The 18,257-nt window shown below is 70.1% G+C and carries 14 protein-coding genes; 11 read left to right on the top strand and 3 right to left on the bottom strand.

Translation table 11 applies throughout. The annotated features are described in order from the left end of the window. Window positions 1–176: 176 nt before the first annotated feature. The 9 genes from pdxT to FNH21_RS09770 all read left to right on the top strand — a co-directional run bounded on the left by pdxT (window position 177) and on the right by FNH21_RS09770 (window position 10,423). The gene (pdxT, locus tag FNH21_RS09810) at window positions 177–971 is read left to right on the top strand and encodes a pyridoxal 5'-phosphate synthase glutaminase subunit PdxT (RefSeq protein ID WP_191931865.1); all 795 of its coding nucleotides are present in this window, start codon (window positions 177–179) and stop codon (window positions 969–971) included. 2 nt (window positions 972–973) lie between these two features. After that, the gene (locus tag FNH21_RS09805) at window positions 974–1,729 is read left to right on the top strand and encodes a YebC/PmpR family DNA-binding transcriptional regulator (RefSeq protein WP_152814686.1); all 756 of its coding nucleotides are present in this window, start codon (window positions 974–976) and stop codon (window positions 1,727–1,729) included. A 45-nt stretch (window positions 1,730–1,774) separates the two neighbouring features. After that, window positions 1,775–2,344: a crossover junction endodeoxyribonuclease RuvC gene (gene ruvC, locus FNH21_RS09800; RefSeq protein ID WP_191931826.1), complete on the top strand. Its 570-nt coding sequence runs from the start codon at window positions 1,775–1,777 to the stop codon at window positions 2,342–2,344. A gap of 123 nt (window positions 2,345–2,467) precedes the next feature. Beyond that, window positions 2,468–3,154 (top strand): Holliday junction branch migration protein RuvA, encoded by a 687-nt coding sequence (ruvA, locus tag FNH21_RS09795; protein WP_152815185.1) that lies wholly within the window; start codon window positions 2,468–2,470, stop codon window positions 3,152–3,154. Next, the gene (gene ruvB, locus FNH21_RS09790; protein WP_152814684.1) at window positions 3,151–4,266 is read left to right on the top strand and encodes a Holliday junction branch migration DNA helicase RuvB; all 1,116 of its coding nucleotides are present in this window, start codon (window positions 3,151–3,153) and stop codon (window positions 4,264–4,266) included. Before ruvA ends, ruvB begins: the two co-directional genes overlap by 4 nt. Window positions 4,267–4,366: 100 nt before the next feature. Next, on the top strand, window positions 4,367–4,966 hold the full coding sequence (gene yajC, locus FNH21_RS09785; RefSeq protein ID WP_191931825.1) for a preprotein translocase subunit YajC: 600 nt from the start codon (window positions 4,367–4,369) through the stop codon (window positions 4,964–4,966). 82 nt (window positions 4,967–5,048) lie between these two features. Further along, window positions 5,049–6,818, top strand: coding sequence for a protein translocase subunit SecD (gene secD / locus FNH21_RS09780; RefSeq protein WP_152814682.1), 1,770 nt, complete (start codon window positions 5,049–5,051; stop codon window positions 6,816–6,818). After that, a complete protein-coding gene (gene secF / locus FNH21_RS09775; RefSeq protein WP_152814680.1) occupies window positions 6,815–7,813 on the top strand; it encodes a protein translocase subunit SecF in 999 nt (332 codons plus the stop codon). Before secD ends, secF begins: the two co-directional genes overlap by 4 nt. A 198-nt stretch (window positions 7,814–8,011) precedes the next feature. After that, window positions 8,012–10,423, top strand: coding sequence for a RelA/SpoT family protein (locus FNH21_RS09770; RefSeq protein WP_152814678.1), 2,412 nt, complete (start codon window positions 8,012–8,014; stop codon window positions 10,421–10,423). 112 nt (window positions 10,424–10,535) lie between these two features. Here FNH21_RS09770 and FNH21_RS09765 read toward each other — a convergent pair whose 3' ends face one another. Continuing rightward, window positions 10,536–11,183, bottom strand: coding sequence for a hypothetical protein (locus FNH21_RS09765; protein ID WP_152814676.1), 648 nt, complete (start codon window positions 11,181–11,183; stop codon window positions 10,536–10,538). A 105-nt stretch (window positions 11,184–11,288) separates the two neighbouring features. Further along, window positions 11,289–13,172, bottom strand: a complete 1,884-nt coding sequence (locus tag FNH21_RS09760) for a DUF349 domain-containing protein (protein WP_338403227.1) — start codon at window positions 13,170–13,172, stop codon at window positions 11,289–11,291. Window positions 13,173–13,544: 372 nt separating this feature from the next. On the opposite strand from FNH21_RS09760, the gene hisS reads away from it, so the two are divergent. Beyond that, the gene (gene hisS, locus FNH21_RS09755) at window positions 13,545–14,873 is read left to right on the top strand and encodes a histidine--tRNA ligase (protein WP_152814674.1); all 1,329 of its coding nucleotides are present in this window, start codon (window positions 13,545–13,547) and stop codon (window positions 14,871–14,873) included. A 6-nt stretch (window positions 14,874–14,879) separates the two neighbouring features. Here hisS and FNH21_RS09750 read toward each other — a convergent pair whose 3' ends face one another. Next, the gene (locus tag FNH21_RS09750; RefSeq protein ID WP_152814672.1) at window positions 14,880–16,142 is read right to left on the bottom strand and encodes an APC family permease; all 1,263 of its coding nucleotides are present in this window, start codon (window positions 16,140–16,142) and stop codon (window positions 14,880–14,882) included. Window positions 16,143–16,336: 194 nt separating this feature from the next. On the opposite strand from FNH21_RS09750, the gene aspS reads away from it, so the two are divergent. Then, window positions 16,337–18,124, top strand: a complete 1,788-nt coding sequence (aspS, locus tag FNH21_RS09745) for an aspartate--tRNA ligase (protein ID WP_191931824.1) — start codon at window positions 16,337–16,339, stop codon at window positions 18,122–18,124. The last annotated feature ends 133 nt before the right edge of the window (window positions 18,125–18,257 follow it).

The raw sequence follows: 18,257 nt of genomic DNA, 5'->3' as shown, positions 1-18,257 counted from the left end.
CGACGTCGGTCCCGGTATCCGACGCGCCGATCGATGCGCGAATCGACGCGCCGGCCGACGCCCCGGCCGGCGCCCGTCGACCCGGCGGGCGCCCGTCCGGGTCGGCCCCGTCCACGTCCGCACCGCTCGGGTCGGCCCCGTCCGGGTCGGCGCTGGCTTCCGCGGATCGCGCGTCCGTGGAGGAGAGGACCGTGGCCGGACGGCGCGACGTCGTCGTCGGGGTCCTCGCGGTGCAGGGCGACGTACGAGAGCACATCGCGACGATCGAGTCGCTCGGCGGACGCGCCATCACGGTGCGGCGTCCGGCGGAACTCGCCGCTGTGGACGGCCTCATCATCCCCGGCGGGGAGTCGACCACCATCGACAAGCTGACGCGCACCTTCGGGCTGGCCGCGCCGCTGCGCGAGCTGATCGCCGGCGGCCTGCCCGTGTACGGCTCCTGCGCGGGCATGATCATGCTCTCGGATGGCATCGCCGACCCCGCCACCGACCGCTCGGGGAACCCGCAGCAAACGTTCGGCGGGCTCGACATGGTGGTGCGGCGCAACGCCTTCGGACGCCAGCGCGAGTCCTTCGAGACCGACCTCGACTTCGCGGAGCTGGCGGCCACGGGCTCCGCCGCGGCCGGGGACCCCGTGCGCGCGGTCTTCATCAGGGCGCCCTGGGTCGAGAAGGTGGGCGAAGGCGTCGAGGTGCTGGCGCAGGTGCCCGCCGCCGGGACACCCCAGGCGGGTCCCCGGAACGGCTTCGGTGACAGTGCTGCCGGCGATGGCTCCGGCGATGGTTCCGGCGATGGCCCCGGCGATGGCCCCGGCGGTGCGACGGGCGGCGCAGGAGCGGACTTGGAGCCGGTCGCTAGAATTGTCGCAGTGCGTTCGGGCAACCTGCTGGCCACGAGTTTCCATCCGGAAGTGACCGGTGAGCGGCGGGTCCACGAACTCTTTATCCGGATGATCAGAGGAGAAGCGTAAGCATGTCGGGGCACTCCAAGTGGGCAACCACCAAGCACAAGAAGGCGGCGATCGACGCCAAGCGCGCGAAGTCCTTCGCGAAGCTGATCAAGAACATCGAGGTCGCGGCGCGCGCGGGCGGTGCCGACGTCGCCGGTAACCCCGGCCTCGAACTCGCCGTCTCGAAGGCCAAGAAGACCTCCGTGCCCATCGACAACATCAACCGCGCGGTGAAGCGCGGCGCCGGCCTGCTCGGCGAGGCCGTCGACTACCAGACCATCATGTACGAGGCCCGCGGGCCCCAGGGCTCGGCGCTCCTCATCGAGTGCCTCACGGACAACAAGAACCGTGCTGCCTCGGAAGTGCGGCTCGGCATCTCCCGCAACGGCGGGACGATCGCCGACCCCGGCTCCGTGGCCTACCTGTTCGCCCGGAAGGGCGTCGTCACGCTGCCGAAGAACGGACTGACCGAGGACGAGCTCCTCATGTCCGTGCTCGACGCCGGCGCCGACGAGGTCAAGGAATCGGCCGACACCTTCGAGATCGTGTCGGAGCCACAGGACCTCCGTGCGGTCGTCGAGGCCCTCGACGCGAGCAGCATCGAGTACGAGACCGACGAGGTCGAGTTCGTCCCGTCCATGCAGGTGGACCTGGACTCCGACGGTGCGCGCAAGTTCCTGAAGCTCGTGGACGCCCTCGAGGAGCTCGACGACGTCCAGAACGTGTATTCGAACGCCAACCTCTCCGACGAGGTCCTGGCCGAGCTCGAGGACGACTGACATCGTCCTCCTTGTCGGCGTCGTCCTGCTGACCGGATCCGCCCGGTGACCTACCGTGTCATGGGCGTGGACCCCGGCCTGACGAGGTGCGGCCTGGCCGTCGTCGACATCGAACCGAACCGGCGCTCGACGCTCGTGGCCGTCGGCGTCGTCGGGACGGAGGCGGGCCGCAGCCTGGACGAACGGCTGCTCGTCATCTCCGAGGCGGTCGACACCTGGCTGGACCTGCACAAGCCGGAGGTCCTCGCCGTCGAGCGCGTGTTCAGCCAGTTGAACGTGAGCACCGTCATGGGGACGGCCCAGGCGTCGGGCGTGGTCATCGTCGCGGCCGCACGCCGCGGGATCCCCGTCGCCCTGCACACGCCCACCGAGGTCAAGGCCGCCGTCACGGGGAACGGGCAGGCGGACAAGGTGGCCGTCACCAAGATGGTCACGAAGATCCTCCGCCTCGACACCCCTCCGCGGCCGGCGGATGCCGCCGACGCGCTGGCCCTCGCCATCACCCACGCGTGGCGCAGGGGAGTGGGGCAGCAGGGCGCCGCGATGTCCGGCGGCTCGCTCACCCCGGCGCAGCGCCTGTGGGCCGAAGCGGAAGCCAGGGCCCGACGCCGGTAGGCCCGCTCCGCGGTGTGGCGGCTCGATCGCACAGCGTGACGCCGGTACCGTAGTGCATTAGAACGTATGTTCGACACCGGGCGCGCCCGGTCCATCCATCCGCACGTGCCTCTGGAGCTCCTCATGATCAGTTCCCTCCGCGGGACAGTGACCCACGTGGGCCTGCACTCCGCCGTCATCGACGTCAACGGCTTCGGCATGCAGGTCCAGGCCACCCCGCAGACCCTCTCGGGATTGCGGACGGGCGAGGAGGCCAGCGTCGCGACCGCGATGATCGTGCGCGAGGACTCGATGACGCTCTTCGGGTTCGAGGACGCCGACCAGCGCGAGGTCTTCGAGACGCTCCTCGCCGTCAGCGGCGTCGGTCCGCGTCTGGCCCTGGCCGTGCTCGCCGTCCACACCCCGGACGCCGTGCGCATCGCGGCGTCGTCGGGCGACGACAAGGCCTTCAGCAAGGTACCCGGGATCGGTCCCAAGGGCGCGCGGCGCATCGTGCTGGAACTCGCGGGCAAGCTCGTGCCGCTGGAGGCGAAGCCCGGCGTGTCACCGCAGTCCTGGCAGGGCCAGGTGCTCACGGCCATGATGGGCCTCGGCTGGTCCGAGAAGGACGCCGGAGCGGCGATCGACGCCGCCGTCGCCGAGGCGCCCGAGGTCGCCGCGTCCGGCGACGTGGGGCAGATCCTCAAGCTCACCCTCCGCAGGCTCGGCCAGGACGGCGCGCGCAGCTCCGCCCGGTCGACCACCCGGGGTCCGCGCACTCCTGCGGGCGCTGACGGCCGGGCCCAGGCCGATGCCGGGGTGGGCGCATGACCGACCACCACCCCGAGGACGTGCCGCTGGTCGCGCCCTCGGCCGACCCGGAGGACCGCGCCGTCGAGGCAGCGCTCCGGCCGAAGAACCTCGACGACTTCGTCGGGCAGAAGCGCGTCAGGCGGCAGCTCTCGCTGGTGCTCGAAGCCTCCCGGCTGAGGGGGCGCAGCGCCGACCACGTCCTGCTGTCCGGCCCTCCCGGGCTCGGGAAGACGACCCTCGCCATGATCATCGCCGCGGAGATGAACGCGCCGCTGCGCATCACGTCCGGGCCCGCCATCCAGCACGCCGGCGACCTCGCGGCGATCCTCTCGTCGTTGACGGAGGGGGAGGTGCTCTTCCTCGACGAGATCCACCGCATGTCCCGGCCCGCCGAGGAGATGCTGTACATGGCCATGGAGGACTTCCGGGTCGACATCATCGTCGGCAAGGGACCCGGCGCCACCGCCATCCCCCTGGAGCTGCCGCCGTTCACGCTCGTCGGAGCCACGACGCGAGCGGGCCTGCTTCCCGGCCCGCTCAGGGACCGGTTCGGATTCACCGGACATCTCGAGTTCTACTCCACCGAGGAACTCGAGCTCGTGCTCCGCCGCTCGGCGATGCTCATGGACATGAAGGTCAGTTCGGCGTCCTTCGCGGAGATCGCCGGCCGCTCCCGGGGGACACCGCGTATCGCCAACCGCCTGCTGCGGCGTGTCAGGGACTGGGCGCTCGTCCACGGTGTCGACCTCATCGATGCACGGTCCGCGAGTGCGGCGCTGGACATGTACGAGGTGGACGCGCGAGGACTCGACCGGCTCGACCGCTCGGTGCTCACGGCCCTCATCACCAAGTTCAACGGAGGGCCGGTGGGGCTGTCCACCCTGGCCATCGCCGTCGGTGAGGAACCAGAGACCGTGGAGACCGTGGCCGAGCCCTATCTGGTGCGTGAGGGCATGCTGGGACGCACCCCGAGGGGGCGGATCGCGACCGCCGCCGCGTGGAAACATCTTGGCCTCATCATGCCCGCCACCGTGGCCGCCGCGATGCCCGAGGATCTCTTCTCCGTGGCGCCGGAGGACCTGATGGGCAGTGAATCCGCGCTTGACAGCTGGGCCCGGCCGGACCCGTGACGCGGGAGCGGTCAGGATTCCCCTCTACACTGGTGTCGTCGTCTGTGTGCCGGGGCACATCCCTGCCGCACACACCCAGCCCCACGAACGGATTCGCCCAGTGCTTGCACACGTAGTTGCCCAGACCGCATCCGAAGATGCTCCTCCCTTCGACATCTTCTCGCTGCTGCTGCCTCTGGCGCTGGCGTTCCTGATCTTCACCATGTTCCGGCGGCAGCGTAAGTCGCAGCAGCAGGTCAAGGAGATGCGGACGCAGATGGAGCCGGGCACCGAGGTCATGACGCAGTTCGGCCTCTTCGGCACGATCGCCTCCATCGACCAGGAGAACAACAAGGCTGTCCTCGAACTGTCCCCGGGCACCTTCGCGACCGTCCACACGCAGGCGCTCTCGAAGGTCGTCCAGCAGGAGTCCGGCGCGGGGGAGGGCACGCCCGGTACGGCCGACGGCGATGATGCCGCACAGCGCGACCTCGAGGCCTACGACGGCGCGATCGTTCCGGACGACGCCTCCTCGCTCGACGGCGTCGACCGGCCCGCCACCGGTGGGGCGACCGCCGCTTCGCCGTCCACGGTGTCCGGTGCCGAGACCCCCGACCACTCTCGCGAGCAGGGCGGCGAGCTGCCCGGGGGGGAGCAGCCGCTGCGGGAGAACCGCGACGCGCGCGACGCCCGCGACCCCAAAGCGAACCCCGACCACTAGCATTCCTCAGGGGCCGGTACTCAGCCGTGCCTGTCGTGACACCGGCGCCCCGCGTGGCGCCACAGCATAAGGACACCTCACCATGCCTCGTACCGGTCCCGGGACGGCAGCCAAGCGGACACTTGTCTGGCTGGGCGTACTGACCGCACTGCTCGCGATCCTCCTCGGCTCCGGCTCCATCTGGAGCACGGCCAGCTGGAGCCCGCGCCTGGCCCTCGACCTCGAGGGCGGCACCCAGATGATCCTCGCCCCCCGTGTCCAGGGCGGCAGCGAGATCACGCCAGAGCAGCTCGACCAGGCCGTCGAGATCATCCGCCAGCGTGTCGACGGGTCCGGCGTCGCCGAAGCCGAGATCAACACCCAGTCCGGCCAGAACGTGATCGTGTCCCTCCCGGGTACCCCTGACCCGGAGACGCGCGACCTGATCCAGGCGTCCGCGCAGATGGAGTTCCGGCCGGTCCTCGCGGGCGGCCCCGGTCAGGCGCCTGCCGCTGAGACGCCGACGCCCGACGACCAGTTGCCCCAGCCCGCGGCCGAGCCGCAGGACGCCAGCGATCCGAATTGGATCACCCCGGAGCTGTACAAGGAGTTCGAGGCGCTCGACTGCCTCGATCCCGCCGCTCTCGAGCCCGCGGAGGAGCCGGCACCCGCCGATGAGCCCATGGTGGCCTGCGAGCCCGACACCCAGGGCAAGTACATCCTCGGCCCGGTCGAGGTACCGGGCACCGATATCTCGACCGCGAGTTACGGGCTGCAGCGAGGTGCGCAGGGCCAGGCGCTGAACACCTGGGCCGTCAACATCGACTTCAACGACGAGGGCACGCAGATCTTCCGCGAGGTCACCGAGCGCCTCTTCGCCCTCGGCGAAGGGGACCCGCGGAACCAGTTCGCCATCGTGCTCGACGGCCGGATCGTCTCCGCGCCCACCACCAACGCCGTGATCCCCGACGGCAATCCGCAGATCAGCGGCAACTTCACCGAGGAGTCCGCCGCGGCGCTGGCCGAGCAGCTCAAGTACGGTGCGTTGCCGATCAGCTTCGAGATCCAGAGCGAGCAGCAGATCTCCGCGACCCTCGGTGCGGACCAGCTGCGCCTGGGCCTGATCGCCGGGCTGATCGGCCTGCTCCTCGTCGCCGTGTACTCGATGTTCCAGTACCGCCTCCTCGGACTGGTGACCATCGCATCGCTCGTCGTCGCGGGCGTCCTGACCTACCTGGCCATCTGCATCCTCGGCTGGACGGAGAACTACCGTCTCTCGCTCGCCGGTGTCGCAGGCCTGATCGTGGCCATCGGCCAGACCGCGGACTCGTTCATCGTGTACTTCGAACGCATCCGCGACGAGTTGCGCGACGGGCGCGGGCTCGTCTCCGCCGTCGAGAACGGGTGGCGACGGGCCAAGCGCACGGTCCTCGCCTCGAAGGCCGTCAACCTCCTCGCCGCGCTGGTGCTCTACTTCGTCGCCGTGGGCAACGTCCGTGGCTTCGCCTTCACCCTCGGCCTGACCGCCATCGCCGACCTGATCGTCGTCTTCCTGTTCACGCACCCTGTGCTGCGGCTCCTCGCGAGGACGAAGTTCTTCGGGGAGGGCCACCCGTGGTCCGGCCTCGATCCCCGCCGCCTCGGCGGGATACCCCTCTACCGGGGAGCAGGCAGGCTCCGCGAGCCCGGCGCCACCGTTCCCGTGCCGGCCGCCACCACCCGCACCAGGAACAAGGGCGCATCCGGTGAGGCGGAACGCCGCCTGACCATCGCCGAGCGTCGTCGCGCGGAGCAGCAGGAGGCACTCGCCGGACGTACGGGGTCCACCGTCGTCGACCGCACCGGTTCTTCCCAGAAAGAGACCCACGAATGAGCCGCACAAGCTTCGCCACCTTCGGCAACGAGCTCTACTCGGGCAAGCGCTCGTATCCCTTCGTCGCCAAGCGGAACCTCTGGTTCCTGATCGCAGGGATCGCCCTTCTCGTCTCGATCGTCATCCCGGTGGTCAAGGGTGGCTTCAACCTCGGTATCGACTTCCGGGGTGGTTCCGAGTTCACCGTGTCCGCGACGGAGAACACCGAGGTGGCCGTCGGTGAGCAGGCCGTGACCGACGTCGTACCCGACGCCGTGCCGCGCGTGACGAACATCGCCGCGGACACGATGCGCATCCAGACCGAGCGGCTCTCCGACGACGAGACCCTCAGCGTCCGCGACAACCTGGTCACCGGCTACGGTGTGGGGGAGGACCAGGTCACGTCGAGCTTCGTCGGCCCGACCTGGGGCGAGGACGTCAGCCGCCAGGCGCTGATCGGGTTCGGTGTGTTCGTGGTCCTGGCCGCGATCCTGATGGGCATCTACTTCCGCACGTGGAAGATGTCCCTCGCCGCCATGGCGGCCCTCGTGGTCGTCATGGTCGTGACGGCCGGCCTGTACTCACTCAGTGACTTCGAGGTCACCCCCTCGGCGATCATCGGCTTCCTGACGATCCTGAGCTATGCCCTCTACGACACGGTGGTGGTGTTCGACAAGATCCGGGAGAACACGGCGGACGTCACCATCTCCACGAAGCGGACCTTCGCCGAGCAGGTCAACCTCGCCGTCAACCAGACCCTGGTGCGCTCCATCAACACGTCGGTCGTCGCCATCCTCCCTGTCGCCTCGATCCTGTTCATCGGTGCGTTCATCCTGGGGGCGGGAACCCTCCAGGACCTCTCCCTGGCACTGTTCATCGGCATCATCCTCGGGACGCTCGGCACCATCTTCATCGCAGCCCCCCTATACGCGGCGCTGCGGCTCAACGAGCCCGAATTGAGGAAGCAGGAGAAGAAGGTCCTGAACCGTCGCTCCATGGAGGCCGCTGCCGCCTGATCGCAGCGCCGGACCGCTGACCCGACGAGCGCATCGGCGACTCCGGCGACGACTCCGATGTGCTGCTCCGGCCGCAGCCTCCCTTCCCGGGAGGCTGCGGCCTGCGCGGTGAAAAGCCCGGCTAGACTTGGATGTGCGACCCGACCTGTGGCATCTTGAGTCCTTCCAGGGTCCGATACCGAGATTGAGGGGCTGTGCATGGCTGAAGCGGTAAACCCCGCAGTGCGGCCCGGTGACGCCCAGGACGTCGTCCCGGCCGAGGGCACCGGGCCCGTCACCACCGAGGTCCCGCAGCCTGCAGCGCGGGGGCTCGTGCAGCCCGCCTCGCCGTCGTCCGCGCCTTCCGCGAGCAGCGCCAGTGAAGTCGCCCCCGGCCGCCGCGGCCGCACCCGTGCCAGGATCGCGCGGCTCACCGGGAGGGGTTCCTCTGGGTATTCGCCCGTCCTCGAGCCGCTCCTGCGCACCGTACGCGCCAACAACCCCAAGGAGGACCTGGACCTCATCCAGCGCGCCTACCTGGTCGCCGAGCGCAGCCACGAGGGCCAGACGCGCAAGAGCGGCGACCCCTACATCACGCACCCCGTGGCCGTCGCGACCATCCTCGCGGAGCTCGGCATGACCGGCACCACGCTGGCGGCAGCGCTGCTGCACGACACCGTAGAGGACACCTCCTACACCCTGGACGAACTGAAGCGTGATTTCGGCGCGGAGGTCGCCATGCTGGTCGACGGCGTGACGAAGCTGGACAAGGTGTCCTTCGGGGACGCAGCCCAGGCCGAGACGGTCCGCAAGATGGTCGTGGCGATGGCCAAGGACATCCGCGTGCTGGTCATCAAGCTCGCCGACCGGCTGCACAACGCCCGGACCTGGCGGTTCGTCTCCCCGGCATCCTCGGCGAAGAAGGCACGGGAGACCCTCGAGATCTTCGCGCCACTCGCGCACCGCCTCGGCATGAACACCATCAAGTGGGAGCTGGAGGATCTCTCCTTCGCCGCGCTGCATCCGAAGGTGTACGAGGAGATCGTCCGGATGGTGGGGGACAGGACCCCCGAGCGGGAGAAGCACCTGAGCCTCGTGCGGAACCAGGTCGAGGAGGACCTCCGCGCGGTGAAGATCAAGGCCACCATCACCGGGCGGCCCAAGCACTACTACTCGATCTACCAGAAGATGATCGTGCGCGGCAAGGACTTCGACGACATCCATGACCTGATGGGCGTGCGCGTGCTGGTGGACAGCGTGCGCGACTGCTACGCGACCCTCGGCTCGCTGCATTCGCGCTGGAACCCCCTGCCCGGACGGTTCAAGGACTACATCGCGATGCCGAAGTTCAACATGTACCAGTCGCTGCACACCACGGTGATCGGCCCCGGCGGGAAGCCGGTGGAGATCCAGATCCGGACGCACGACATGCACCGCCGCGCCGAGTACGGCGTCGCCGCGCACTGGAAGTACAAGAACGGCGGGCGGCCGCTCGAGACCCCGGAGAACGGCGACATGGGGTGGCTCCGTAGCCTCGTCGACTGGCAGCAGGAGACGTCCGACCCGAACGAGTTCCTCGATTCGCTGCGCTTCGAGATCAATGCGCGCGAGGTGTTCGTGTTCACCCCGAAGGGTGAGGTCATGGCGCTGCCGGCCGGGTCCACGCCCGTCGACTACGCCTACGCCGTCCACACCGAGGTGGGACACCGGACCATCGGCGCGCGGGTCAACGGGAAGCTGGTGCCGCTCAACAGCGAGCTGAACCACGGCGACTGGGTGGAGATCTTCACCTCGAAGGCGGAGGGGGCCGGTCCCAGCCAGGACTGGCAGGGCTTCGTCAAGAGTCCCCGCGCCCGGAACAAGATCCGCCAGTGGTTCACCAAGGAGCGCCGCGAGGAGGCGATCGACAAGGGCAAGGAGCTGTTGACGCGCGCCATGCGCAAGCAGAACCTGCCGCTGCAGCGCATGATGACGCACAGTGCCCTCATGTCGGTCGCGGAGGAGCTGAAACACCAGGACATCTCCGCGCTGTACGCGGCCGTGGGTGATGGCCACACGTCCGCGCAGAACGTGATCGAGCACCTCGTCGCGCTGATGGGCGGTCATGAGAGCGCGGAGGAGAAGATTGCGGAGACGGCGGTTGCCACGCAGCCCCGCAGACCGAAGTTCTCCGACTCCGGTGTGACGGTCCGCGGTGTCGGTGATGTGTGGGTCAAGCTCGCCCGGTGCTGCACGCCCGTCCCGCCGGACCCCATCATCGGGTTCGTCACGCGCGGCTCCGGCGTCTCGGTGCACCGGAACGACTGCCGGAACGTGGCGGAGCTGAGGGATCAGCCGGACCGGATCGTTCCGGTGGACTGGGCCCCCACGCAGTCCAGCGTGTTCCTCGTCGAGATCCAGGTCGAGGCGCTGGACCGCAAGAGCCTGCTCTCCGACGTCACGAGCGTGCTCGCCGAGAATCATGTGAACATCCTCGCGGCGAACGTGAACACGTCCTCGGACCGGGTTGCCATGTCGCGGTTCGCCTTCGAGATGGGTGATCCCAAGTACCTGAACCACATCCTCAGTGCCGTGCGCCGTATCGACGGCGTCTTCGACGTGTACCGAACGACGGGTTCGCAGCGCCGCTGATCGGATCACGGGCGGACGTGGCGCCGGTGCTCGGACCTGTCCGGTCCTGGACCGGCAGGCGTCCGGCGGGACGACGTGATCGGGCTTCCCTGCACCGCCTCGCTCCCTGCGCTCAGTCATGACGTGCACCCCGGGCCTGACGCAGCCGCTCCAGTGCCCGGGTCTTCCCCGGCACGCGCGCGGTCCTGGCCAGGGCCACCTCCACCAGCCGGAGCGGGCAGTCCAGCGTGGCCGAGGACGCGATGGCGCGCAGGATCTCCACCGCGTCCCGCTCCTCTCCGTGCACGGCGATGTCCAGCGCCGTCCTCAGCGGGGTCGTCACGGACACGCCACCCACCAGGTTGACGTCGAACGGCCCGAGCGCCACCTGGTGCATGACGGCGGCCGAGAAGGGCGGGAGGGCGGTCGTGCGGCGCCGATGGTCCGTCACGAGGCTGATCAGGCTCGGAGGAGGCGCGCAGCCGTAGATCCACGCCGCGCAGGAGCGACCGAGCGCCACCCGGGGGCGCAGTGAGTGCGGGACGCTGTGCGCCGCCGCCCGGGACCTCGTGGCAGGATCCTCCCGGAAGTCGCTGCGGAGGTAGGAGTCCCCGATCACGAGGCGGACGAGGCCGTCGAGCCGCATGGCCTGCAGCTCGGCCGACGTGAAGATCTCGCCGGCGTGGAACAGGGCGCCGCCGGTCGACGTCACCGGGACGACGCCCGCCCCCAGGTGGCGTTCCGGGGGTGCTGCGGCGTCGGCACTGTCGAGGGGAGGCATTGGTCCAGCATCACGAGGACGGCCTCGACGCAAAAGCCCTCCGGCGCCGATGTGGACAACGGCGTCGGAGGGCTGGTGGCTTGGCGGCCGGCGGACCGGCCCCGGCTAGGAAAAGTCCTGGGCGGACTTCTGCAGCATCTCCAGCCACTGTTCGCGAGCGGCGAGAGCTTCGCGCGCGTTGGCGATCTTCTTCGCGTTGCCTGCACGCTCGGCCGAGGCGAGGTCCTCCCGGAGCTGCGCGATCGTCCCCTCCAGCTGGCTGAGCGCACTGTTGGTGCGCGCCTTCGTCTCGGGATTCGTCTTCGTCCAGTGCTCGTCGTCCGCCGACTTCACGGCGTCCTCGACCTGGCGGAGACCGGCATCGATCCGGCCCATGTCCGCGCGGGGCACCTTGCCGGCCTCGTCCCAGCGGTCGCGGATGGACTGCAGCGCCTTCTTGGCGGCGGCGAGGTCGCGGATCGGCAGGATCTGCTGGGCTTCCTTCAGCAGGGCCTCCTTCGCCACGAGGTTCCCGGCGTACTCCTCGTCGACGGCCTCGTTGACGGCCTTGCGGGCCTCGAAGAAGCGGTCCTGCGCTGCCCGGAAGCGGGCCCACAGGGCGTCGTCGTCCTTGCGGCTGGCGCGCTTCGACGCCTTCCACTCGTCCATCAGGCGCCGGTACTCGGCGGCGGTCTGGCCCCAGTCCGTGGAGGTGGACAGCTGCTCGGCACGCTTGATGAGCGCTTCCTTGGCCTGCTTGGCCTCGGCATTGTCGTTGTCGAGCTGCGAGAAGTACGCACGGCGGTGGCGGTCGAACACGGTGCGGGCCGAGCGGAACCGCTTCCACAGGGCGTCCTCCGTGCCGCGGCCCAGGCGCGGCCCGTTCTTCTGGGCCGCCTTCCACAGCTCGAACAGCTCGTTCATGCGCGTGCTGCTGGCCTTCCACTGCACGGTGGAAGGATCCCGTCCCGAGAGCTCCTCGGCCTCGGCGACGATGGCTTCGCGGGCAGCGAGTTCCTTCGCCTTCAACTCGTCCTGCACGGCGCGCTCGGCCTTCTCGAGACCGCCGATCGCCGCGAGGAGTGCGTCGATCCGCGCCTCCAGCGCCAGGACGTCGCCGACCATCTTGCGTTCGCCGACCTGCGCGCGCAGGTGCTTTGCGGTCTTCGTCATGTCCGACGACGGCGCCTTCGCCTGGACACGCTGCTCGAGCAGGGCGACCTGGCTGACGACGTCGTCGTACTTCCGGACGAAGTAGCTGAGCGCCTCGTCACGCGTCGCATCGGGGTACTGGCCCACCGCGTGCTCCTCGCCGCCGACGAGGAGGAAGACATGGCCGTCCTCCTCGACACGGGCGAACTTCGCGGCCTCCTCGAGGGAGGTGCTGTGCGCCGGGGGAGCGACGACGGGCTGGGCGGCCTTCTTCAGCGGCCGCGGCGCCATGGCGGTGGGCAGCGGCGGCTTGGGAGCTGCGAGGCGGGGGGAGGGGGTGCTGAGAGGAGCGGGTTCAGCGGCGAGGGGCGCGGCGGGCTCGGACGTCCCGGTCGCTCCGGGCGTCGTCACGACGTCGTCCGCTGTCGCCTCCGCTTCCGGAGCCCCGGCGGCATCCGCTGCTGCGGCGTCGGCCGGAGCCGCGACCTCCTCGACCGTGGCGGCAGCCGTGTCGACCTCGGTGGACACCGCGTCCGCCGCACCGGCGGACGCCTCATCCGCCGTCGCGTCATGATCCGCGGCGGATCCGTCTCCGGACGCCTCATCCGCAGTCGCGTCATGATCCGTGGCGGATCCGTCCCCGACTGCCTCGTCAGCGGGAGCCGCAGGGGCCTCCTGCGCGGGAGCCGCCGCGTCGTCCGCAGGGGCCTCTGGCGCGGGAGCCGCAGGGGCGTCCGCGGGAGCGTCCTCCGTCCCGGAGGTCGAGGGGTTGTCGCCCATGGCACCGTCGGCCTCCGCAGCGTCCTGCTGCGTCCCGAGGCCGATGGTCGTTTCGTCGGATTGCTGACTCTCTGTCACCGCTAGAAGTCTTTCGCTCGTCGGATGGCCCTGATCAACGCCGGAGCCATGTCATGCAGGATCACACCATGCAGGGTTCAGGAGTCTATCGGTCCGGTCCCGGGCGGCGAGGGAGGCGTCCACCGGACACCCCTGCTCGACACCGGCAGTACCGCGATTCCTGCCCCTGAGGCTACTTTACCCACTGCCCTCGGTTCCGCGTCCCGGCGCGGATCGGGCCGGTGCGTCCACCCGAGCGCCACCCGGTCCCTGTCACCGCCTGCCGTCCCTTTTCCGGCTGCCCTGCGTGACGCCTAGGATTGAGGCCGCAGAACCGGACCGCCGGCAGCACGGCCGCGGTGACCGGACCCCGTGCAGGAGGAGATCAACACCATGGCCCGCAAGGCATCACTGTCCGGCTTTCCCGAGTGGCTCCCGGAAGAGCGCCTGATCGAGCTGCACGTCCTCGAGGTCCTGCAGCGCACGTTCGAGCTGCACGGATTCTCGAGCATCGAGACGCGCGCCGTCGAGACCGTGGAGCACCTCCTGCGCAAGGGCGAGATCGACAAGGAGGTCTACGCCGTGTCGCGGCTCCAGGCCGAGGAGGCCTCGGCCTCGGAGAGCGGACTGGCGCTGCACTACGACCTCACGGTTCCGTTCGCCCGCTACGTCGTCGAGAACGCGGGGCACCTCACCTTCCCGTTCCGCCGGTTCCAGATCCAGAAGTGCTGGCGGGGTGAGCGCCCGCAGGAGGGCAGGGCCCGCGAGTTCACGCAGGCGGACATCGACGTGGTGGGTGACGGCGTCCTGCCGTTCCGGTACGACGTCGAGCTCGCCCTCGCCGTCGTCGAGGCCCTGGGGGCCCTCCCGATCCCCGATGTCACGCTCCGCGTCAACAACCGCAAGCTGGCGGAGGGGTTCTACCGGGGGATCGGTCTCGAGGACACGGCGGCGGTGCTGCGCAGCATCGACAAGCTGGAGAAGATCGGCCCCGAGAAGGTCGGCGCCCTGCTGCGGGACGAGACCGGTGCCGACGACCGGCAGGTGGGCCTCGCCCTCGAGCTGGCGGGTATCCGCACGCCGGACACGTCCTTCGTGGACCAGGTGCGTGCCCTCGGGGTGACGAACGACCTGCTGGAGGAGGGCCTCGACGAGCTCCGCCAGGTGGTCGGTGAGGCGGCGCGTCGCGCCCCGGGCCGGGTCGTCGCGGACCTCAGTATCGCCCGCGGTCTCGACTACTACACGGGGACCGTCTACGAGACGGTCCTCGACGGGCACGAGGGCCTCGGCTCCATCTGCTCGGGCGGCCGCTACGACTCCCTCGCCCGCAAGGGCAACCGCACCTTCCCCGGTGTCGGCCTGTCCATCGGGGTGACCCGCATCGTCTCGCGCATGCTCAGCCAGGGCTTCGCGACCGCCTCCCGTGCCGTGCCGACGGCGGTCCTCGTGGCACTCGCCGACGATGACGCGTGGTCGCAGGCGCAGGACGTCGCCGCGGCCCTGCGCCTGCGCGGGATCTCCGCGGAGGTCGCTGCGGGTGCCGAGAAGTTCGGCAAGCAGATCAGGTTCGCCGATCGACGGGGCATCCCCTTCGTTTGGTTCACGGCCGCGGACGGCACGCACGAGGTGAAGGACATCCGGTCCGGCGACCAGGTCGTGGCCGACCCCGCCACGTGGATGCCCCCGGCGGCGGACCTGCGCCCGGTGGTCACCCGCGCCTGACCCTGCTCACGTCGTCGCGCGCCGCCGGGCGAGCACGATCGCCCGGCCGGCGAGTCCGACGGCGAGCACCACCAGCATGGTGACCACCGACGTCGCCGGGAGCGTGAAGGCGAGGACGAGGCAGGCGAGCGCGCCGGCCACGTTCAGCCAGCGCGGCGCGTACCACTGCCGGTCCGTCAGGGTGAAGGCCGCGATGTTCGCGATCGCGTAGTACAGCAGGACACCGAAGCTCGAGAAGCCGACCACCGTCAGCACGTCCGTGACCAGCAGCAGCGCGACGACGACCACGGCCGTGGCGATGTCGGCGACCCAGGGGACGCCGAAGCCCCGCGAGACGCGCCCCAGCAGCTGCGGCAGGTCGCGTCCGCGGGCCATCGCGAGGCTCGTCCGCCCGACGCCGGCGATGAGCGCGAGCAGCGCGCCCAGGCTCGCGAGTGCTGCCGCGAGGGTCACGACGGCGCCGCCCCTGCCCATCGAGCCCTCGCCCGGCACAGCGGCGTCGAAGACGTCGCGCAGGGGAGCGGTGGCGTCCGCCAGGGCTGCCGGGCCGAGCGACCTGAGCAGGGACACCCCGAGGACGAGGTAGAGGACCACGGTGAAGCCGAGGGCACCGAGGATGGCCAGTGGGATGGTCCTGCGGGGATTGCGCACCTCCTCGCCCATCGTCGCGATGCGTGCGTACCCGGCGAAGGCGAAGAACAGCAGGGCCGCCGCCTGCAGGACCCCGCCGGCTCCCACGGACACGGCGTCGGGGGCTGCCTCCGCCGGGGGCGTGCTGAGGGCGACCACGATCACGAAGGCGATCACCGGGACCACGAGCGAGACGATCACGCGGGTCGCGAGAGCCGTGCGCGTCACGCCGAGGAGGTTGACGGCCGTGAGTCCGGCGACGGCGGTGACGGCCGCTGCCTTCTCGAAACCCGGGGCGGCGTAGAGGCCGAACGTCAGGGCCATCGCCGCGCAGGAGGCCAGCTTTCCCGTCACGAAGCTCCAGCCCGCGAGGAAGCCGGTCCAGTGACCGAGCTGCTCGCGGCCGTAGACGTACGTACCGCCGCTGGACGGGTAGCGGACGGCCAGGGAGGCCGTCGCGGAGGCGTTGCAGTAGGCGACGAGGCCGGCGATCAGTATCGCCAGGGGCAGGAACCGCCCCGCGGCGGCTGCCGCAGGCGCGAAGACGACGAAGGCACCGGCACCGATCATCGCGCCCACGCCCACCGTGGTCGCATCGAAGGCGCCCATCACGCGGCGCAGGGCTGGTTGCTGGGACATGGTCCTCCTCGGGTGCGGGCCGGCCGGGTGGCGGATCACGCCGGTCGGGTGGGACGGCGGGGCGCCGTCCTCCTCCGGCCGACGGTGTCGGGGCGCCCTGGGGCGGACCGGTAAAGTTGTCTCGGTTCGCACCAACTGTAGGCAGGCGCATCGACACCTGCGATTCATCTGACACCCCTGTGGGAAGGAATGCTGTGCTCCGCACGCATGAACTCGGCTCCCTTCGGCCCGAGCACGTAGGACAATCGGTCACCCTGGCAGGCTGGGTCGCGCGACGCCGCGACCACGGCGGCGTGGCGTTCCTCGACCTTCGTGATGCCTCCGGTTTCGCGCAGGTCGTGGTCCGCGAGGAGGACGTCTTCTCGAGCCTCCGCAACGAGTACGTCCTGCAGATCGTCGGCACCGTGCAGCAGCGCCCCGAGGGCAACGAGAACCCGGCCCTCCCCACGGGCGCCGTCGAGGTGATCGCGGACTCCGTGACCATCCTCAACACCTCGGACCCCCTGCCGTTCCAGATCGACGAGCACGTCGAGGTCGGCGAGGAGGCACGCCTCCGCCACCGCTACCTCGACCTCCGCCGTCCGGGCCCCCAGGCCAACCTGCGCCTGCGCTCCGAGGCGAGCCGCGTGGCCCGCGAGCTGCTGCACGAGGACGGGTTCGTGGAGATCGAGACCCCCACCCTGACACGCTCCACGCCCGAGGGCGCGCGCGACTTCCTGGTGCCCGCTCGCCTCGCACCCGGCTCCTGGTACGCCCTGCCGCAGTCGCCGCAGCTGTTCAAGCAACTCCTCCAGGTGGGCGGCTTCGAGAAGTACTACCAGCTGGCCCGCTGCTACCGCGACGAGGACTTCCGCGCGGACCGCCAGCCCGAGTTCACGCAGCTCGACATCGAGGCGAGCTTCGTGGAGGAGGACGACATCATCGCCCTCGGCGAGCAGCTCGTCTCCCGCCTGTGGAAGCTCATCGACGTCGACGTACCGCTGCCCATCCGTCGCATGACCTACGCGGACGCCATGGCGAAGTACGGCTCGGACAAGCCTGACCTGCGCTTCGGTCTGGAGCTCAGCGAGCTGACCGGCTTCTTCAAGGACACCGGCTTCGGTGTGTTCAAGGCACCCTATGTGGGCGCCGTCGTCATGCCCGGCGGCGCGTCGCAGCCCCGCCGCCAGCTCGATGCCTGGCAGGAATGGGCCAAGCAGCGCGGCGCCAAGGGCCTCGCGTACGTCCTGATCGACGACGACGGCAGCCTGCGCGGACCGGTCGCGAAGAACCTGACCGACGCGGAGCGCGAGGGCCTCGCTGCGGCGACCGGTGCAAGCCCCGGCGACTGCATCTTCTTCGCTGCCGGGGACGCCGCGTCGTCGCGCGCCATCCTCGGCGCCGCACGGGTCGAGATCGGCCGACGCACGGGACTCGTCAAGGAGGGTGACTGGGCGTTCGTGTGGGTCGTCGACGCTCCGATGTTCGAGCCCGCGTCGGCCGCGGTGGCCGCGGGTGACGTCGCCGTGGGTGGCGGCGCGTGGACGGCCGTGCACCACGCCTTCACGTCGCCGAAGCCCGAGTTCGTGGACACGTTCGACACGGACCCGGAGAACGCCCTCGCCTACGCGTACGACATCGTGTGCAACGGGAACGAGCTCGGTGGCGGATCCATCCGTATCCACCAGCGTGACGTCCAGGAGCGCGTGTTCGCGGTCATGGGACTGAGCGCCGAGGAGGCCCAGGAGAAGTTCGGATTCCTGCTCGAGGGCTTCAAGTACGGAGCGCCTCCCCACGGCGGGATCGCGCTCGGCTGGGACCGCGTGGTGTCGCTGCTGGCCGGCACGGACTCCATCCGTGACGTCATCGCGTTCCCCAAGTCCGGCGGCGGCTACGACCCGCTCACCGCCGCCCCCGCGCCCATCACGGCGCAGCAGCGCAAGGAGGCAGGCGTCGACGCGAAGCCCAGGTCGGAGACCACGGCCGACCGACAGGCCGGTTAGGTTCCTCCGCGAGCCACGAGGGACGGGACAACCGGCAGGGGTGTCCCGTCCCTCCGTCGTCCGGGGCCTCGTCCGCCACGGCCGCGCGATGATCGCTGTCGGACGAATTGTGACGATCCGGCGGTGGGTACGC

Source organism: Arthrobacter bussei (assembly GCF_009377195.2).
Classification (GTDB): Bacteria; Actinomycetota; Actinomycetes; order Actinomycetales; family Micrococcaceae; genus Arthrobacter_D; species Arthrobacter_D bussei.
Note: the sequence above shows the minus strand (reverse complement) of the source record. Positions and strands in the feature narration are given on the sequence as shown.